The sequence below is a fragment of the Paenibacillus rhizolycopersici genome (assembly GCF_014947195.2).
Classification (GTDB): domain Bacteria; phylum Bacillota; class Bacilli; order Paenibacillales; family Paenibacillaceae; genus Fontibacillus; species Fontibacillus rhizolycopersici.
The window spans coordinates 126231-141082 of sequence record NZ_JADCNN020000009.1 but is presented as its reverse complement, the minus strand read 5'-3'; the positions used below and the strand labels follow the sequence as shown (position 1 = coordinate 141082).

Here is a 14852-nt window from a genome sequence, read left to right as displayed (position 1 = left end):
AAAATAGGTTGCTGCCAATCTTTACAATTCAGTGCGATTTCAACAATAATCAGATGAATAGGCAAAAGATGGGGAGGTTTTCCGTTGTGCGAAAAACAGGCATACTTCTGCTGATGATCCTGACACTATCCGGCTGTATCCAAAGGGAAGATCAAGAAGTTCTGATTGAAAGGGAGACCCCGGTTCAACTCGAACCCGGTCCACTTGACAATGGAGAGGTAAATGAAATGGAGACACCTGATCCTGCCATACCTTCTGAACCGGGAGGTGAGGTTGATGTGGACCGTCTGAGTCAGGTATTTGGTTTTGCCGATGAAAATGGACGACGCTTGTTGGTTAGCGGATCAGAGGATATATCTAAGGAAACGCTATCAGGGATGACTCAGGCCATTGGCGAGAAAGGGAGCTTGATTTCCGTCGTCTATGAAGGTTGGCAGGAGGGGGACGACGCCAACACCGGAAGGGACACGACTCCCAATTTCTCGCATTTGCCGGGGCATATCTTTGCCGTTACCGAAGGTGTGGCACAACCCAATGCCACCTATTATTTCTTTCAGAGTGAGCAGATTCCGCTGGATTCTTTGCTTCCGATCACGTTCGACGGCCAAGTGGAATTGGATTCCGACCTGGGGGAACAAATTGAGAAAGAAAAAGGCCGAGACATTCACCAATTATGGCGGTTAGCAACTCTAGGCGGAGAAGCTGAACTTGATTTGGCTTTATTTCGTCCAGACGGCCCGGATCACCTGTTTTGTATCATTCTAAAACAGGGCGATAACTTGGCCGTCCTGGACTTTCCTGCAACAACAGAAGACTCTTACAGTGTCTGGCGCGTAGATGACCAAGGGGAGATCGCACCCCATCACTTTACTTTTCTGTTTGCGGCCAGAACCTCTGAGCAGGGAATTCTCATCGGTATGGAGTGGCATGGGACGGAAGGAATTAATACGCTCCTTCTTCACGGTACGGAGAAACGTTTAGTTAAGCTCGAAACCCGTTACGGACGCTACACGTCTCCATGACCAGATTAACATCGCTTAAGGGAGTTTGGCGGCAGCCAGAGTAACGTTTTGGGCGATTTGCCGCTCCCACTCGTACACTTTCGTTAAAGATGCGTGAATGGCTTTGGTTTGATCATAAACTGTCTTTAGCTCAAGGGCTGCAACGATAGCGTCGCCTCGCTTCACGCTGGCTTTGTATCGTTTATCCGCCGCCGAAAGGTGTTTTCGCGCGGCGGCGACGGATTTGTTTTCGGCGGTGATCCGCTTTTTTAACGTCTGCACCGGAACCAGGGCATCTTTAACGACTTTCGCTTTGGCGGTCTTGGACTTCTTCGCGGCTGAGAGCGCCTCTTTCTTAGCTTTAATCTCCGCCGAAGCGGATGTTGACGCAGGCTTCAATTGATTACGTTTCAATTCCAGCATATCCGCGGATTTCTTATCCTTGCGTTTCTTAGCTGCCGTCACCTGTTTGCCCAATGAGGCGTATTGTTCTAACAAAGGAGCGTGCTTGCGCTGCAGCGCCTCGGTTTCCTGGGTCAGACGGGTAACCGTCGTTTGATCGATCGCTCTGATCTTCGCATTTAACGCAGACAAAGCGTCGTTGTTCTTCTTGCGCAGCGCCGAGATTTCAAGACTCTCCTGCTTCACCAGCGTTTGTACGGCCGTCAAACCGTCATACACCGCATCGATCCCGTCTAAAGCCGCATCCCAAGAGCTAGCTGCAACCAACTGTCGATTTCCACCCAACATCATGGAAAGCATGATTACCGCAAGTAAGGACATTTTCATCGGTTGTCTCCAATTCACGAACCATCATCTCCTAACGAAACTCAGTTTCCACCCCTAATGACAACGCAAAAAAAGCACCTCCAAGACAGGCTTTGACGCCTACCTTGCGAGGTGCTTCACTCGCATTGTTCTATTAAGATATGGTTCTCTTACTATAACCTTCCATACTAAGGATGTCAAGAAGCGATACGAACAAGCATTCTTGTCACGAAGCTCCGGAAGTCTGATATAATAGGATGGATTATAGACCAAGGTGACGGGGTGTAGACGATGAGAAATTATTTGAATTTGCTGGAGGATGTTCTAAAGAACGGGACACCTAAAGAGGACCGGACCGGCGTCGGGACGCGCTCTGTATTTGGCCGTCAGCTTCGCTTCGATTTAAGCGAGGGCTTCCCCCTGGTAACGACCAAGCGGATCCATTTGAAATCGGTAATCCATGAGCTGCTATGGTTTTTGCGCGGCGATACGAATATAGCTTATCTCAAAGAACATGGCGTACGCATCTGGGACGAGTGGGCGGATGAGAACGGCGACCTTGGACCCGTATATGGATCGCAATGGCGTTCCTGGGAAGCGCCAGACGGTCGGAAGATCGATCAAATTACTTCCGTCGTAGAAGCAATCAAGAAGAATCCCGATTCGCGCCGCCATCTGGTCAGCGCATGGAATGTGGCCGAGGTAGATCAAATGAAACTGCCGCCATGCCACTTTGTCTTTCAATTTTATGTGGCGGACGGGAAGTTGTCCTGCATGTTGACGATGCGTTCGGTGGATACGTTTCTTGGTCTGCCATTCAACATCGCAAGTTACGCATTGCTCACACATATGATCGCCCAGCAATGCGATCTTGAGGTTGGCGAATTTATTTGGTCCGGCGGGGATGTGCATATTTACAACAATCATGTCGAGCAGGTGCAAACCCAATTGGAGCGTGAGCCTTATCCGTTGCCGAAGCTGGTGATCAAACGCAAACCAGATTCGATTTTTGACTACGTGTATGAGGATTTCGAATTTGTTGATTATCAGTTCCATCCAACGATTAAAGCAACGGTTGCCGTTTAAATTCAACAAGTTAGGAGTCGGTATTGCATGGGGATGATTACGCTCATCTGGGCGATGTCCAGAAACGGAACTATCGGTCGGAATAATCAACTTCCTTGGAGGTTGCCGGCCGATCTGAAGTTCTTTAAGGCACAGACAACGGGGAAAACCATCGTCATGGGCCGTAAAACCTGGGAATCCATGGGCAGCAAACCGTTGCCGAATCGGCATAGCGTCGTAATTACGGCGGATGCTTCTTATGTGGCGGAGGGAGCAGATGTCGTGCATTCGGTGGAAGAAGCGTTAACTTACGCGGAACGTGGCGAACTGATGATTATCGGGGGTGCAGGCGTGTTCCAACACTTTCTGCCGCTGGCGGATCGGCTCTTGGTAACCCGGATCGAGGAAGATATTGAAGGGGACGTGTTCTTCCCTCACTTTCTATGGGAAGACTTTGAATTAGTCCATGAAGAACAAGGGGTGCGAGACGAGAAGAACCCCTATGATTATCGTTTTCTGACTTACGAACGTCGTAAATGATGTGATGATCAGTACAAATTATCATATCAATAATCCATTAATAACCGTTCCCCCGAATGCTAACATCAAGATACACTGATGACGGATGGGGGAACTTTTTGATGTCTACACCAACAGGATTTATGGAGTTCAAACGTGAGCTTCCCGGAGACCGTAGTCCGTCCGAACGGGTTAAGGACTGGGAGGAATTTCATAAGCATATGGCGGATGAGGAGCTGCGCACTCAGGGCGCACGCTGCATGGATTGCGGCACACCGTATTGCCATACGGGAATCGATATGGCTGGAGGAACGGCGGGCTGCCCGGTGCACAATCTGATTCCGGAATGGAATAACCTAGTTTACCGCAATTTGTGGAAAGAGGCGCTGGACCGTTTGCACAAAACGAACAACTTTCCGGAATTTACGGGCCGGGTATGTCCTGCGCCATGCGAAGGCTCTTGTACGGTCGGCCTAATCGGGCAGCCGGTGACCATCAAGACGATTGAGCAGGCGATTATCGATAAAGGGTTCGAGGAAGGCTGGGTTGTACCGGAACTTCCGGAGAAGCGGACAGGCCGTAAAGTGGCGGTTGTCGGCTCCGGACCGGCGGGTCTTGCCTGTGCGGCCCAACTAAATAAAGCGGGCCATGAGGTGACCGTCTACGAACGTTCAGATCGGATCGGCGGCCTCCTAATGTACGGCATTCCAACAATGAAGCTGGACAAATCGGTTGTACAACGTCGTGTTGACCTGTTAGCGGCGGAAGGCGTTAAATTTGTCACCAATACGGAGATCGGCAAGGATATCCAAGCCCAGCAGCTCGTCGATGAATTCGACGCCGTGGTCCTGTGCGGCGGGGCTACGAAACCTCGGGAATTTAACATTGAGGGCAGCCATTTGAACGGGGTGCATTATGCGATGCCGTTTTTGAACGGTACGATCAAGAGCTACCTGGACACCGGCCTAACTGACGGGCAATATTTGTCCGCCGAAGGGAAGGATGTCATCGTGATCGGCGGCGGCGACACCGGCTCTGACTGTGTGGCGACAGCACTGCGCCATGGTTGCAGTAGCATTACGCAGTTTGGCACCCACGCCAAAGCGCCGCTCGAACGCGATTCGTTTAACAACCCTTGGCCGCAATTCCCGAACGTGTACACGCTCGATTATGCCCAGGAAGAAGCCAAAGCATTGTTTGGTTCCGATCCGCGTGAATTCTCGATCATGACAACGCGATTTGTCGGCGACGAGAACGGCAACCTGAAGGAACTGCACACTGTGCAAATCCAGCGGATCGTCGACGAGACCGGGCGCAAAATCTATCAACCGATCCCGGGTACGGAACGCATCTTTCCGGCGCAAATGGCCTTGATCGCCATCGGTTTCGACGGACCGGAATCGACGTTGGCCGACCAACTGGGTCTGGAAAGAGACCGCCGCACGAACGTGAAGGCGAAATACGGTCAATTCAAAACGAATATCGATAAAGTGTTTGCCGCCGGGGACATGCGCCGGGGACAAAGCTTGGTTGTCTGGGCCATCAACGAAGGCCGGGAGGCAGCCCGGGAAGTAGATAAATACCTGATGGGTTCGACGGTACTGGCGTAACTCACTGCTCGGTCTGCAGATTTTTGCAGGACGATCCTGGGTCAATATGTTATAATAGGTACTAGCTTACTAGAGCTGCGCGGAGCGCGGCTCTTTTTTAGATTGATAGACAGAGGAAGAGGGGCGCTTAAGCATGAAAACGCTCGTAATTGCCGAAAAACCGGACATGGGACGGACTATCGCTGCGGTGATTGAGCCGAAAGCAAAGAACAACCGGTCCTATCTGGAGGGAGAGCGCTACATCATCACTTGGGCGATAGGTCATTTGCTAGGCCTGGCCGAGCCGGATGCCTATGACGAAAAATTCAAACGCTGGAATTTCGGCGACCTGCCGATTCTGCCGGATCGATTCAAGATCGTACCGAACCCGCGGACGAAAGATCAGTTAAAAACGATCGGCGAGCTGGCCATACGATGCGACGCGATCGTGAATGCCTGCGACGCCGCGCGTGAAGGGCAGTATATTTTTGCGCTAATCCAACAGCAGCTAAAGTTAACTCAGCCCGTCAAACGGCTGTGGATTTCCGACTTGACCAGCGAGAGCATTGCCAAAGGGTTTGCTGAGCTGCATGACGCGTCTGAGTTCGAGAACCTGACGATGGCCGCACGAGCGCGCAGTGAAGCGGATTGGCTGATCGGGATGAACGCGACACGGGCGTTTACGACCAAACACCGGGAGTTGTTATCGGTTGGCCGCGTGCAAACCCCGGTGCTGGCGCTGATCTACGACCGTCAGAAGGAAATTGAAAACTTCGATTCGCTGACTTACTACGAAATCAAAGCTGAATTCGAGCAAGACGCGCGCAAGTACACGGGCAGCTGGCAAGGCGATCGGCTGACGGACGGAGAGAGGGCGGCGGCGATCGCCGAGAAGGTCCGCGGCAAGGAAGGGCGGATTACCGAATACGAAGTTAAAGAGACGAAGGAGTATCCGTACAAGCTCTACGATCTGACCTTACTGCAGCGGGAAGCGAATGCGAAGTTCGGCTACTCTGCCAAGAAGACGCTGGACATCGCGCAGGCGCTCTATGAACGCCATAAGGTGATCTCCTATCCGCGGACGAGTTCCAACTACGTGACCGAGCAAAATATCGACGGGATGCACAAGGTGCTTCACATGCTGAAGTCTTCAAGTTACAAGGAACTGGCTGAAGGTGGCCGGCCCAATCTGGTGCATGTCGGCAACAAAGCGGTGTGCAACCCGACGCGGGTCGAGGATCACCATGCGATCCTGCCGACGCTACGGCGACCAGGCACATTAAGTAAGGAAGAACAGAACGTCTACGATCTTGTCATTCGGAGGTTCCTATCGCATTTCTATCCGGCAGCCGAATATAAGCAGCATACGGTGCTGACTGAAGTGGAAAGCGAAACGTTTAAGACGAACGTAAAGGAGCTGCTGGCCCTGGGGTGGAAGGTGTGCTTGCCGGGGGATGACGGGGCGAAATCCGGGAGCAGTCGCGGGAAGAAGAAAGACGAGGAAGAGGAGTCCGAGGATCTGGTCAGCGAACCGTTCCAGATCGACAAGGACCGTCCGGTGCAATGTACAGACGCCGAAGCGAAGGAGAAGGCTACGCAGCCGCCGAAGCATTTTACGGAAGGTACGCTACTGAAAGCGATGGAGAGCGCCGGGAAGCAACTCGAGAACGAAGAGCTGCGCGATGCGATGAAGGATGCTGGCCTTGGCACTCCGGCTACGCGGGCGGCGACGATTGAGCGGCTGAAGAACGTGGGATATATTACGATGCAAGGCAAGAAGATCACCGTCACGCAAAAAGGTCGGACAGCGGTGGAGCTGATTCGGCACGCCGGCGTCGAGCTGTTGACCTCGCCGGAGATGACCGGCCAATGGGAGCGGCGATTGTATCAGATTTCCAAGGGTGAAGCAGCTCGGGAAAAGTTTATGGATAACGTGCGCCGGTTCACGATTTCGATCATTGAGAAGGTGCGTACCCAGCAAAAGGCGGACGCCTCCATGTTTGGAACGGAGGAGGCGAACAAAGGAGGCCGACGCGGCGGCGGAAGTCGGAGCGGCAGCGGTAACAGCAAATCCGGCCGTGCTGCCACCGGTGTTGAGAAGGGCGAGCGCAACACAGGCACGCCTACTACTAAACCACAGGCAGGCAGTATGCAGCCACTTGCTCCGTGTCCGCGCGAGGGCTGCGGAGGCCAGTTGATCGAAGGCCGTAAAGGTTACGGCTGCACGCACTACAAACAAGGCTGCGGTTTTGTGATTTGGAAAGAGTTTGAAGGCAAGAAGATTTCGCCGGCCATGTTGAACGCTCTGCTGACGAAAGGGCAAACGCAGCTGTTGTCGTTCAAACGTGAAGATGGTGAGATGAAAGCCCGCATCTCTCTGACGGATCGGACGACAGGCAAGCTGGAATTGCTGGAAGCGGAGCCTACCCCGACATGAAATGAAATAACAAAACGGACCTCTACAAGGTCCGTTTTTGCCGTTCAACTTGATGAATTTGATTAAAGATCACTCGCGGGACTTCTTCGAGCGAAGTGACCGTGTGCATTTCCGCATCCCCGTCATGCTGGAGCTCCACGATGTTGTACAGCCACTCATTGGGGATTTTGATATAGATCGCGTTGATTCCGGCGGAAAGGGCAGGCATGACATCGGTACGCAAGCTGTTGCCGATCATCCAGGTACGGGAACGGTCAAACTGTTTCACGTGCAAAATATCTTCCAGTGCCTCGACATTTTTGTGCTGGCGAATATAAATCCGGTCCTGAAAATAATCGGCCAACCGCATCTGCTCGATCTTCCGCTCCTGAATCACGGTTTCGCCGCCGGTGTAGAGATGGAGTTCATGGCCTTGGCTGCGCAAGAGGTTTAGCGTTTCGACCATACCGGGATAGGGTTCGATCGGTTGCTCATATACGCTCAGCCCTAACTTCATTAGCCGGTCTTCCTCTTTGGGGAGCACCTTGCGTCCCGTCAACTGACCGTAATGTCGGTACGTGTCAATCAGTGACTCGGGAAAATGCGAGCTGGCAAACCCAATCTGATGGACGCCGGCGACGTCGATTTCCGTTTGTTTCTCGCGAATTTCTGCTGTGGTTATGCCGTACATTTTGAACCAATCGGTAAGCAGGTCAGCAAATTGATCCAGAATCAAATCGAAATATTTATTGCAATGAACCAGCGTATCATCCAAATCAAAAATGACTTGTTGCAGCAGGGTCTTATTCATTGAATGGGTCACTCCTTTATCCAGGAAACGCTTGTCTCTACGTATAACTCTATCCTAACACAAGCACAAGCGTACCGCCAAAGGCTCATAGGCTGACTAAGCTATAAACGGATGTAAGACTCCAGGAACATCTGCAGCTCCGCCGCGCCGTCCGGTCGGATGCTGAACTTCTCCGTGTCCTGAGCCAGCAGATGGATGCGCAGTAAGCCGGCGACTCGAAGCCGCATCAAGTCGTGCATCAACTGTTCCTTAGGCTCGCCTAGATCCGTCAGCATCTCCTGCATGGACTTCGGTTCGTCGGCGACGTAGCGGAGGAGGCGCAACCGCTGCGGTTCGGCAAGCGCTCGGGTCAGACGTTTGAGCACCATAGGCGGTTCATCCTCGTCAAGCTCCGGGATATCCAGAGGATACTGGATAAACAGCACATTTTCGTAGAAGACGTATGTATTAATCGGCCGAAAATGAATCGAAGGGGTCAACACAACCTGCGTGATCGGCTTAAGTGGTTCCAGTACCAAACCGCCGGAGGCGTATTCGATCAATGCATCGGTATCCATCTTCTGCAGCAACGTGTGCTTCTCGGCAGCATCTTCCTCCAGCAGCGGGAGAAATTGGTTTTCATTCAGGCCAAAATAAAGACGTTGCCAGCAATTCAATAATGGGATGTAGCTGGCGCGAATCCGTTCTATATCATCATTATTCACAGAGGGAATGTAGGATTTAGTGCGATGATAAAGGGTGTCGACGGGGGTTTCCGCCACTTCGTTCAGAAACTTGGATACCTCTCCATCCACGCTCCGTTCCAATGCCCAAACGTATAACACATCGTAGTCGGCAAACGGGAACTTAGATGCTTCAGCGAATTTCAACCGCTCTTCCGGCGTGAGACGGGCGTCGATTTCAGCGATCCATTCCGGACCTACATCCAGATTGTTCACCCATTTTTGCGTTGTATATATCATAAAGCTGCTGATCAGTTCGTAGACCAAGGAATGGTCCACTTTCACATCATAGGCCATGACAGAACAAACCTCCCAAAGATCATTGCATACAGATTCATTATGGCTTGTTAGGGAGGGGATTGTCCACTATAATGTTTAAGGATTATCGGGAAAAGATCACTTTGAGAAAAGTCGTCCGTATTTTGACGATTTTTCTTTGTTTTTATATAAAGGAGTGCTTCATGTGAATTTACAGTCATCAAGAACTCATCGGTTATTGCCGCCAACATTCATCCTGATCGCTGTCATCGTGATCGCAGGGCTCAGCCAAGGATTGCTGCTGCCGGTGTTGTCCATATTTATGGAGGAAAGGGGGATTTCCTCCTCTGTAAACGGGCTGCATGCGGCTGCCTTATATGTAGGATCCTTCGCCATGTCCCTGGTTGCCGAAAAGCTGCTGCGCCGCACCGGATTCAAGCCCCTGCTGTTGGGCGGCGTCGTTCTCGTTATGCTCGCCTTGCCCGTATTTCCGTTGGTCTCGGATTTGCGGCTGTGGTTCATCTTGCGTTTGCTGGTGGGGATCGGAGACAGCGCCATTCATTTTACGTCGCAATTATGGATCATTTTAGTGTCGCCACCGGAAAAAAGAGGGCGGAACATCTCGTTATACGGGATGTCTTACGGACTTGGCTTCAGCATCGGCCCGCTGGGCATTCGGCTCCTGGAATTCGGGCATGCCGTACCGTTCGTGATCCTGGCCGTGCTGTTTCTGGCCATCGTGCTCCTTGCGGCGGTTTATTTGCCAAACCGTGCGCCGGAACCGGTTCGCCAGGAGGAGCCTGGTGCTCCACGCAAAATTCCGCATATTTATCGGCTGGCTTGGTTTGCCTTGTTGCCTTCGCTACTTTACGGATATATGGAAGCTTCGATGAACAGCAACTTCCCGATTTACGGCTTACGGTCAGGACTTAGCGCCGCGGATATCGCTGCGCTGCTGCCGTTCTTTGGGATCGGCGGGCTGATTCTCCAGCTCCCGCTCGGCATGCTGAGCGACCGATACGGTCGCAAGAAAGTGCTGATGGCCGCAGGGTTGACCGGCGGGATGCTGTTCTTGGCCGTACCGCTGGCTGGCAACCATTTCATGGCGTTATTGCTCTTGTTTATGGGGGCGGGCGGCTTGGTCGGCTCGTTCTTCTCGCTAGGTCTGGCGTACGCCGCCGATTTGCTTCCGCGCCATTTGCTTCCGGTGGCCAATGTCATCGCATCCTTCCACTTCAACTTTGGGAGCATTGTTGGCCCGAATCTTGGCGGAGCCGCGATGCAACTGGGCGCTGCGCCACTCTTGTTCATCCTGTTGGGTTCGGCATATTTGTTGTTTTCCGCGTCCGGGGTAGCGTTTAAGCCGGAGCTTGGTAAAAAAAGCGCAAATATGAACAGGCTGTAATGGATTTTCGCCGGTTTTTCCAATACACTAAAAGGTAAAGGAAATGGCATGACTGACAAAGTGCGTCTTACGTAGAAGGAGAAATCGGATATGATCAGAGTCAACCACTTGCTGAAATCAGTGGATGGGAATAAAAAGAAGGTACTCCGCGACATCACCGTCCAGTTTGGTGCAGGGGAAATGATCGGGGTAGTCGGAGCGAGCGGCAGTGGAAAAAGCACGCTTCTTCGCTGCTTAGCGTTGCGCGAACGGTGGAACCGGGGAAATTATACGTGGAATGGGGATAAGGTGATCGAAGGCGGCGGAAGCGGCTCGCAGAAATACCGTTCCCAATGCGCGTATCTCGAACAGAACCCGTCGATGTATCCCGAAAAAACCGCGCTGAAGAACGTCCTGATCGGACAAGCGGGGCAAACCCCGCTGCTGCGCCGCTTAACCGGAATGGTTCGGTCTGATGATTACATGGGAGCGATGGACGAGCTGGAGAAATACGGTCTGCTGGACAAAGCCCATGTCAAAGCCGGTAAGCTGAGCGGCGGTGAACGACAACGCGTGGCGATCTGCCGAGCGCTGGTTCACGGAGCGAGCTTTCTTGCTGCGGACGAGCCCGTGATCGGTCTTGATCCCAAGTCGGCGGAGCGGGTGTTGGAGACGCTGAAAGACCTCTGCACGCAGCAGAACAAGATCGTGATTGCGGCGCTGCCGTTGGAATTGGCGGAGCGTTACTGTACGCGAATCTGGGGACTCCATCAGGGGGAACTTAAGCTTGACGTATCCGGTCGTCGCTTGACACCGGAAGATAAACGCCTAATTGATCTGGCATGAAACGAGTGATGAGGATGTTCACCAAAAGGAGGTTAACCGCTTGGGCGGGAGCTTGTTTGCTCTTGATCCTGAGCGGCTGCAGTTTTATAAGCGATCCCAAATCGTTAATGCAAACCCCGCAGCTCTCCACGGATCGCGCATCGCTGATCAGCGTCATCAAGGCGGAGTTGAAAGGCGGAGAAATCGTCTCGCCGCGAGATGTCCGCAACATCAGCTCCATCCGGACGCCCGATCTGAACAACGACGGGATTAAAGAAGCGGTGGTGTTCTATGAAACGCCGGATGAAGCGGTGCGGATTCACGGGATGATCCTGGAGCATCAGGGGAACTCCTGGGTGCTGAAGGTACGATTCGACGGCGAGGGCCAGGTGCTCGAAACGTTTGATCTGCTTGACTTGAACGGCGACGGCAAACTGGAGATCATCGCGGGATTCTCCAGTGGTTCCGAGGAACTTCAAAAAGGGTTAACCGTATATACTTACGATGGTACTGAAGTCGAGAAGGCGATCGCGTTGCCTTATCATTATTTTATGGTAGACGATTTGAATAAGGACGAGATCCCGGACATTACGGTCGTGAATTTGAAGCGGGAGCAATATGCGACGGTAACGACTTACCAATATGACGGATCTTTTAAAGAATTGAGCCATCTGGAACTCGACGATCCCATCAGCGAGTACTATAATGCGGTCAGCGGGAATATCACGCGAAACCTCAAAGGGATAATTCTTGATGCTACCGTCGGAACCCACTCCGCTTTCTCAACGGTGATCGTCATGAAGGAAGGGCAGCTTATCAATTTGCTTCCTTCGCAAGATATGACGTTAAAGGGATACCCAATCCTCAGCGGGGATGTGAATAACGACGGCCTGCTGGAGATCGGCATGCTGGAGAAGCCGAAGGGCTGGGAATATATTTCATTCGATGAAATTCCATGGCTGTTTTCGTATTATCAATGGGAGGAGAAAGAGGGTCTCAAATTCGTGATGCAGCAGTACATGGATATGGCCGGACGTTTTTACTTCAACTTCCCGAAAGAATGGCAAGGGAATGTGACGATCGATACGAAATCGGACAAAAACGAGCACTTGATTTTTGTCAAAACCGACACGAACGAACCGGTCGCAGAGATCCGCTTCTTCACACTGTCGGAATGGGAACGGAACAAAACGGATTGGGATCTGCTCGCGCGGGACGCCGATAAGGTCATCGGGTTCCTCAGCCATACGGATTTGAAGGTTAATAAAGGCGAGACGGAGATCAAGCGTTAAGCCGTTTTTTTGAAGAGGGGGCAAGCAAATTGAGTAAAGTGCTGATTTTGGAGGACGAAGAGTCTATCCGCAGTTTTATCGTCATTAACTTGAAACGCAACGGCTTTGATGTCCTTGAGGCGGCGGACGGCAATGAAGCGTTAAGCAAGCTGCAGAGTGTCCCAGACATCGACATCGCGCTCCTCGATGTGATGGTACCGGGGATTGACGGGTTTGAGGTGTGCCGCCGCATCCGCGAGACGAACGAACGGATCGGGATTATTTTTCTAACAGCCAAAGTACAGGAGCAGGATAAGGTGTACGCCTTGTCCGTCGGCGCGGATGATCACGTCAGCAAGCCGTTTAGCCCAACCGAGTTGATCGCACGGATCCAGTCCTTGCTGCGCCGAGTGAACGTTTACCGTGAGAGCAGTGCGAAGGTCACATTTACCTCCGGACCATTTACGCTGGATTTAATCTCTAAACAGTTCAAGAAGAACGGTCAGTTGATCGAGCTGACTCCAACCGAGTTTTCGTTGATCCAATTCTTCCTGGAGAAGGAGAATACGCCGCTCAGCCGCGATTTGCTCCTGGATCATGTGTGGGGCAAGGAGTATATGGGCGATCCGAAGATCGTGGACGTGAACATTCGCCGTTTGCGGCAAAAAATCGAAACCAATCCGTCCGAACCGGCTTTCCTGCAAACCGTGTGGGGGCACGGTTATAAGTGGAAAGGCGAGGGACAATGATCAAGAAAGGGATTGGGCGGCAAATCGTCTTACACTATTTCATCGTCGTATTCGTAACCTTGTTTATGGTGGAGTTCATTTTTACGCTGGCCATTCGCATGTACTATTACGATACGATCTATAACCATATGTCCAATCATTCGATGTGGGCTTCCGATTACTTTCAGAAGTTCGTCCGGCTGAATGCGGAAGGGGATCCGGACTATTTTACGGAGATGCTGCGTACCTTTGAGCTCGATAACACGGAACTGATGATTCTGGATCGCAGCGGCGAGGTCAAGGCGAGCACCAACGCATTCCAAGCGGACAAAGCGATACAAACCAGCGATGTTCCGCAAGCGTTAGCCGGCAGCGTCGGGAAGTGGATTGGGCGTCAGACAGCGACCGGGGAATTGGTTATGGCTGTTTCGAGACCGTTGCAAATTCAAGGGCAAACGCAATATATCGTCCGCTACGTCACTTCGATGGAGTCGGTGAATTCCAAGCTGTTGAATTTAACGTTTATGTCCATCGCCGTTTCGGCGGCCGTACTGGCTTTGGTTACGCTGTTTAGTATCGGCTTGGCCAATTCGATCGTCAGACCCATTAATAATATCCGTGCGGTATCGGCACAGATGGCCAGAGGTAAATTCGATGCGCGAATCAAGGGGAATTATCGATATGAATTGGGCGAGTTGGCTTCGACCCTAAATTATATGGCCGAAGAAATTGTTCGCAGCAATCAGATCAAGGACGATTTCATTTCCTCGATTTCGCATGAGTTACGCACGCCGCTGACGGGGATTAAAGGTTGGAGCGAAACGTTAACCTCCGGCGGCTTCGATCCAGAGGAAACGAAAATTGGGATGGGGATCATCGCCAAGGAAACGGACCGCCTAATCGGTCTCGTCGAAGAGATCCTTGATTTCTCGAAATTGCAATCCAATGAAATGAAGCTGGTGATCGGCGAGGTGAACCTCAAGGAACTGCTTCAGGAAACGATGTTGAATGTCTGGGCCAAGGCGGAGCAGAAGCAAATTCAATTGAAACTCGAGGACAAAACCGAGGGCAGCGCCATCGTCAGCGGGGACGGCAACCGCTTGAAGCAGGTGTTCCTGAATGTGGTGGACAATGCGATTAAATTCTCCCATGAGCAAAGCTGGATCCATCTCGTCATTAGCCGCGTGGAGAACGAACGTGTGCGGGTCGAAGTCATCGATACCGGGATAGGCATCAGCGAGGAGTATCTGAACAAGGTAAAAGATCGATTCTTCCAGGTGAATCACCAGGGAGGCGGTACCGGGCTGGGACTGGCGATCAGTCAGCAGTTGGTTGAACTGCATCATGGGGCAATGGAGATTCATAGCGAATTAGGCGTCGGGACAACCGTGTCGGTCACGTTGCCGCTGCTCAGTGACAATCAAACCAAAGGCACTCCGGTCGGGACGCAGACCCAGTGATAAGCCAATTGATCGTTTGGTAGAGGAGGAACCTA

At 52.0% G+C, this 14852-nt stretch carries 13 protein-coding genes; 10 read left to right on the top strand and 3 right to left on the bottom strand.

Going from position 1 to position 14852, the window contains the following annotated elements:
• Positions 1–86 precede the first annotated feature (86 nt).
• A complete protein-coding gene (locus IM700_RS12100; RefSeq protein ID WP_193416191.1) occupies positions 87–1022 on the top strand; it encodes a hypothetical protein in 936 nt (311 codons plus the stop codon).
• A 15-nt stretch (positions 1023–1037) separates the two neighbouring features.
• Here the strand turns inward: IM700_RS12100 and IM700_RS12095 are convergent, their stop codons facing one another.
• A complete protein-coding gene (locus IM700_RS12095) occupies positions 1038–1808 on the bottom strand; it encodes a hypothetical protein (RefSeq protein WP_336244899.1) in 771 nt (256 codons plus the stop codon).
• Between the two features lie 252 nt (positions 1809–2060).
• On the opposite strand from IM700_RS12095, the gene thyA reads away from it, so the two are divergent.
• The 4 genes from thyA to IM700_RS12075 all read left to right on the top strand — a co-directional run bounded on the left by thyA (position 2061) and on the right by IM700_RS12075 (position 7379).
• Entirely contained in the window at positions 2061–2855 is a 795-nt protein-coding gene (gene thyA, locus IM700_RS12090) for a thymidylate synthase (protein ID WP_155605900.1), read from the top strand.
• 33 nt (positions 2856–2888) lie between these two features.
• Positions 2889–3374, top strand: coding sequence for a dihydrofolate reductase (locus IM700_RS12085; RefSeq protein WP_418888781.1), 486 nt, complete (start codon positions 2889–2891; stop codon positions 3372–3374).
• 101 nt (positions 3375–3475) lie between these two features.
• Positions 3476–4963, top strand: a complete 1488-nt coding sequence (locus IM700_RS12080) for a glutamate synthase subunit beta (protein WP_193416193.1) — start codon at positions 3476–3478, stop codon at positions 4961–4963.
• A gap of 133 nt (positions 4964–5096) precedes the next feature.
• A complete protein-coding gene (locus tag IM700_RS12075; protein ID WP_193416194.1) occupies positions 5097–7379 on the top strand; it encodes a type IA DNA topoisomerase in 2283 nt (760 codons plus the stop codon).
• Positions 7380–7401: 22 nt separating this feature from the next.
• Here the strand turns inward: IM700_RS12075 and IM700_RS12070 are convergent, their stop codons facing one another.
• Complete coding sequence (locus IM700_RS12070; protein WP_193416195.1) at positions 7402–8169, bottom strand: HAD family hydrolase; 768 nt, start codon at positions 8167–8169, stop codon at positions 7402–7404.
• 101 nt (positions 8170–8270) lie between these two features.
• The gene (locus tag IM700_RS12065; RefSeq protein ID WP_193416196.1) at positions 8271–9188 is read right to left on the bottom strand and encodes a helix-turn-helix domain-containing protein; all 918 of its coding nucleotides are present in this window, start codon (positions 9186–9188) and stop codon (positions 8271–8273) included.
• Between the two features lie 166 nt (positions 9189–9354).
• On the opposite strand from IM700_RS12065, the gene IM700_RS12060 reads away from it, so the two are divergent.
• The 5 genes from IM700_RS12060 to IM700_RS12040 all read left to right on the top strand — a co-directional run bounded on the left by IM700_RS12060 (position 9355) and on the right by IM700_RS12040 (position 14817).
• Positions 9355–10554, top strand: coding sequence for an MFS transporter (locus IM700_RS12060; RefSeq protein ID WP_244868458.1), 1200 nt, complete (start codon positions 9355–9357; stop codon positions 10552–10554).
• 90 nt (positions 10555–10644) lie between these two features.
• Entirely contained in the window at positions 10645–11379 is a 735-nt protein-coding gene (locus IM700_RS12055) for a phosphonate ABC transporter ATP-binding protein (protein WP_193416197.1), read from the top strand.
• 14 nt (positions 11380–11393) lie between these two features.
• Complete coding sequence (locus IM700_RS12050; protein WP_239483834.1) at positions 11394–12650, top strand: hypothetical protein; 1257 nt, start codon at positions 11394–11396, stop codon at positions 12648–12650.
• A 29-nt stretch (positions 12651–12679) separates the two neighbouring features.
• Complete coding sequence (locus tag IM700_RS12045; protein ID WP_059042890.1) at positions 12680–13378, top strand: response regulator transcription factor; 699 nt, start codon at positions 12680–12682, stop codon at positions 13376–13378.
• Complete coding sequence (locus tag IM700_RS12040; RefSeq protein WP_193416199.1) at positions 13375–14817, top strand: sensor histidine kinase; 1443 nt, start codon at positions 13375–13377, stop codon at positions 14815–14817. The genes IM700_RS12045 and IM700_RS12040 overlap by 4 nt, the downstream gene beginning before the upstream one ends.
• Positions 14818–14852: the final 35 nt, after the last annotated feature.

Bases quoted from the DNA above. Each gene is read 5' to 3' on its own strand.
- thyA (WP_155605900.1), top strand. From the start codon at position 2,061: ATGAGAAATTATTTGAATTTGCTGGAGGATGTTCTAAAGAACGGGACA.
- IM700_RS12085 (WP_418888781.1), top strand. From the start codon at position 2,889: ATGATTACGCTCATCTGGGCGATGTCCAGAAACGGAACTATCGGTCGG.
- IM700_RS12080 (WP_193416193.1), top strand. From the start codon at position 3,476: ATGTCTACACCAACAGGATTTATGGAGTTCAAACGTGAGCTTCCCGGA.
- IM700_RS12075 (WP_193416194.1), top strand. From the start codon at position 5,097: ATGAAAACGCTCGTAATTGCCGAAAAACCGGACATGGGACGGACTATC.
- IM700_RS12070 (WP_193416195.1), bottom strand. From the start codon at position 8,169: ATGAATAAGACCCTGCTGCAACAAGTCATTTTTGATTTGGATGATACG.
- IM700_RS12065 (WP_193416196.1), bottom strand. From the start codon at position 9,188: ATGGCCTATGATGTGAAAGTGGACCATTCCTTGGTCTACGAACTGATC.
- IM700_RS12055 (WP_193416197.1), top strand. From the start codon at position 10,645: ATGATCAGAGTCAACCACTTGCTGAAATCAGTGGATGGGAATAAAAAG.
- IM700_RS12050 (WP_239483834.1), top strand. From the start codon at position 11,394: ATGTTCACCAAAAGGAGGTTAACCGCTTGGGCGGGAGCTTGTTTGCTC.
- IM700_RS12040 (WP_193416199.1), top strand. From the start codon at position 13,375: ATGATCAAGAAAGGGATTGGGCGGCAAATCGTCTTACACTATTTCATC.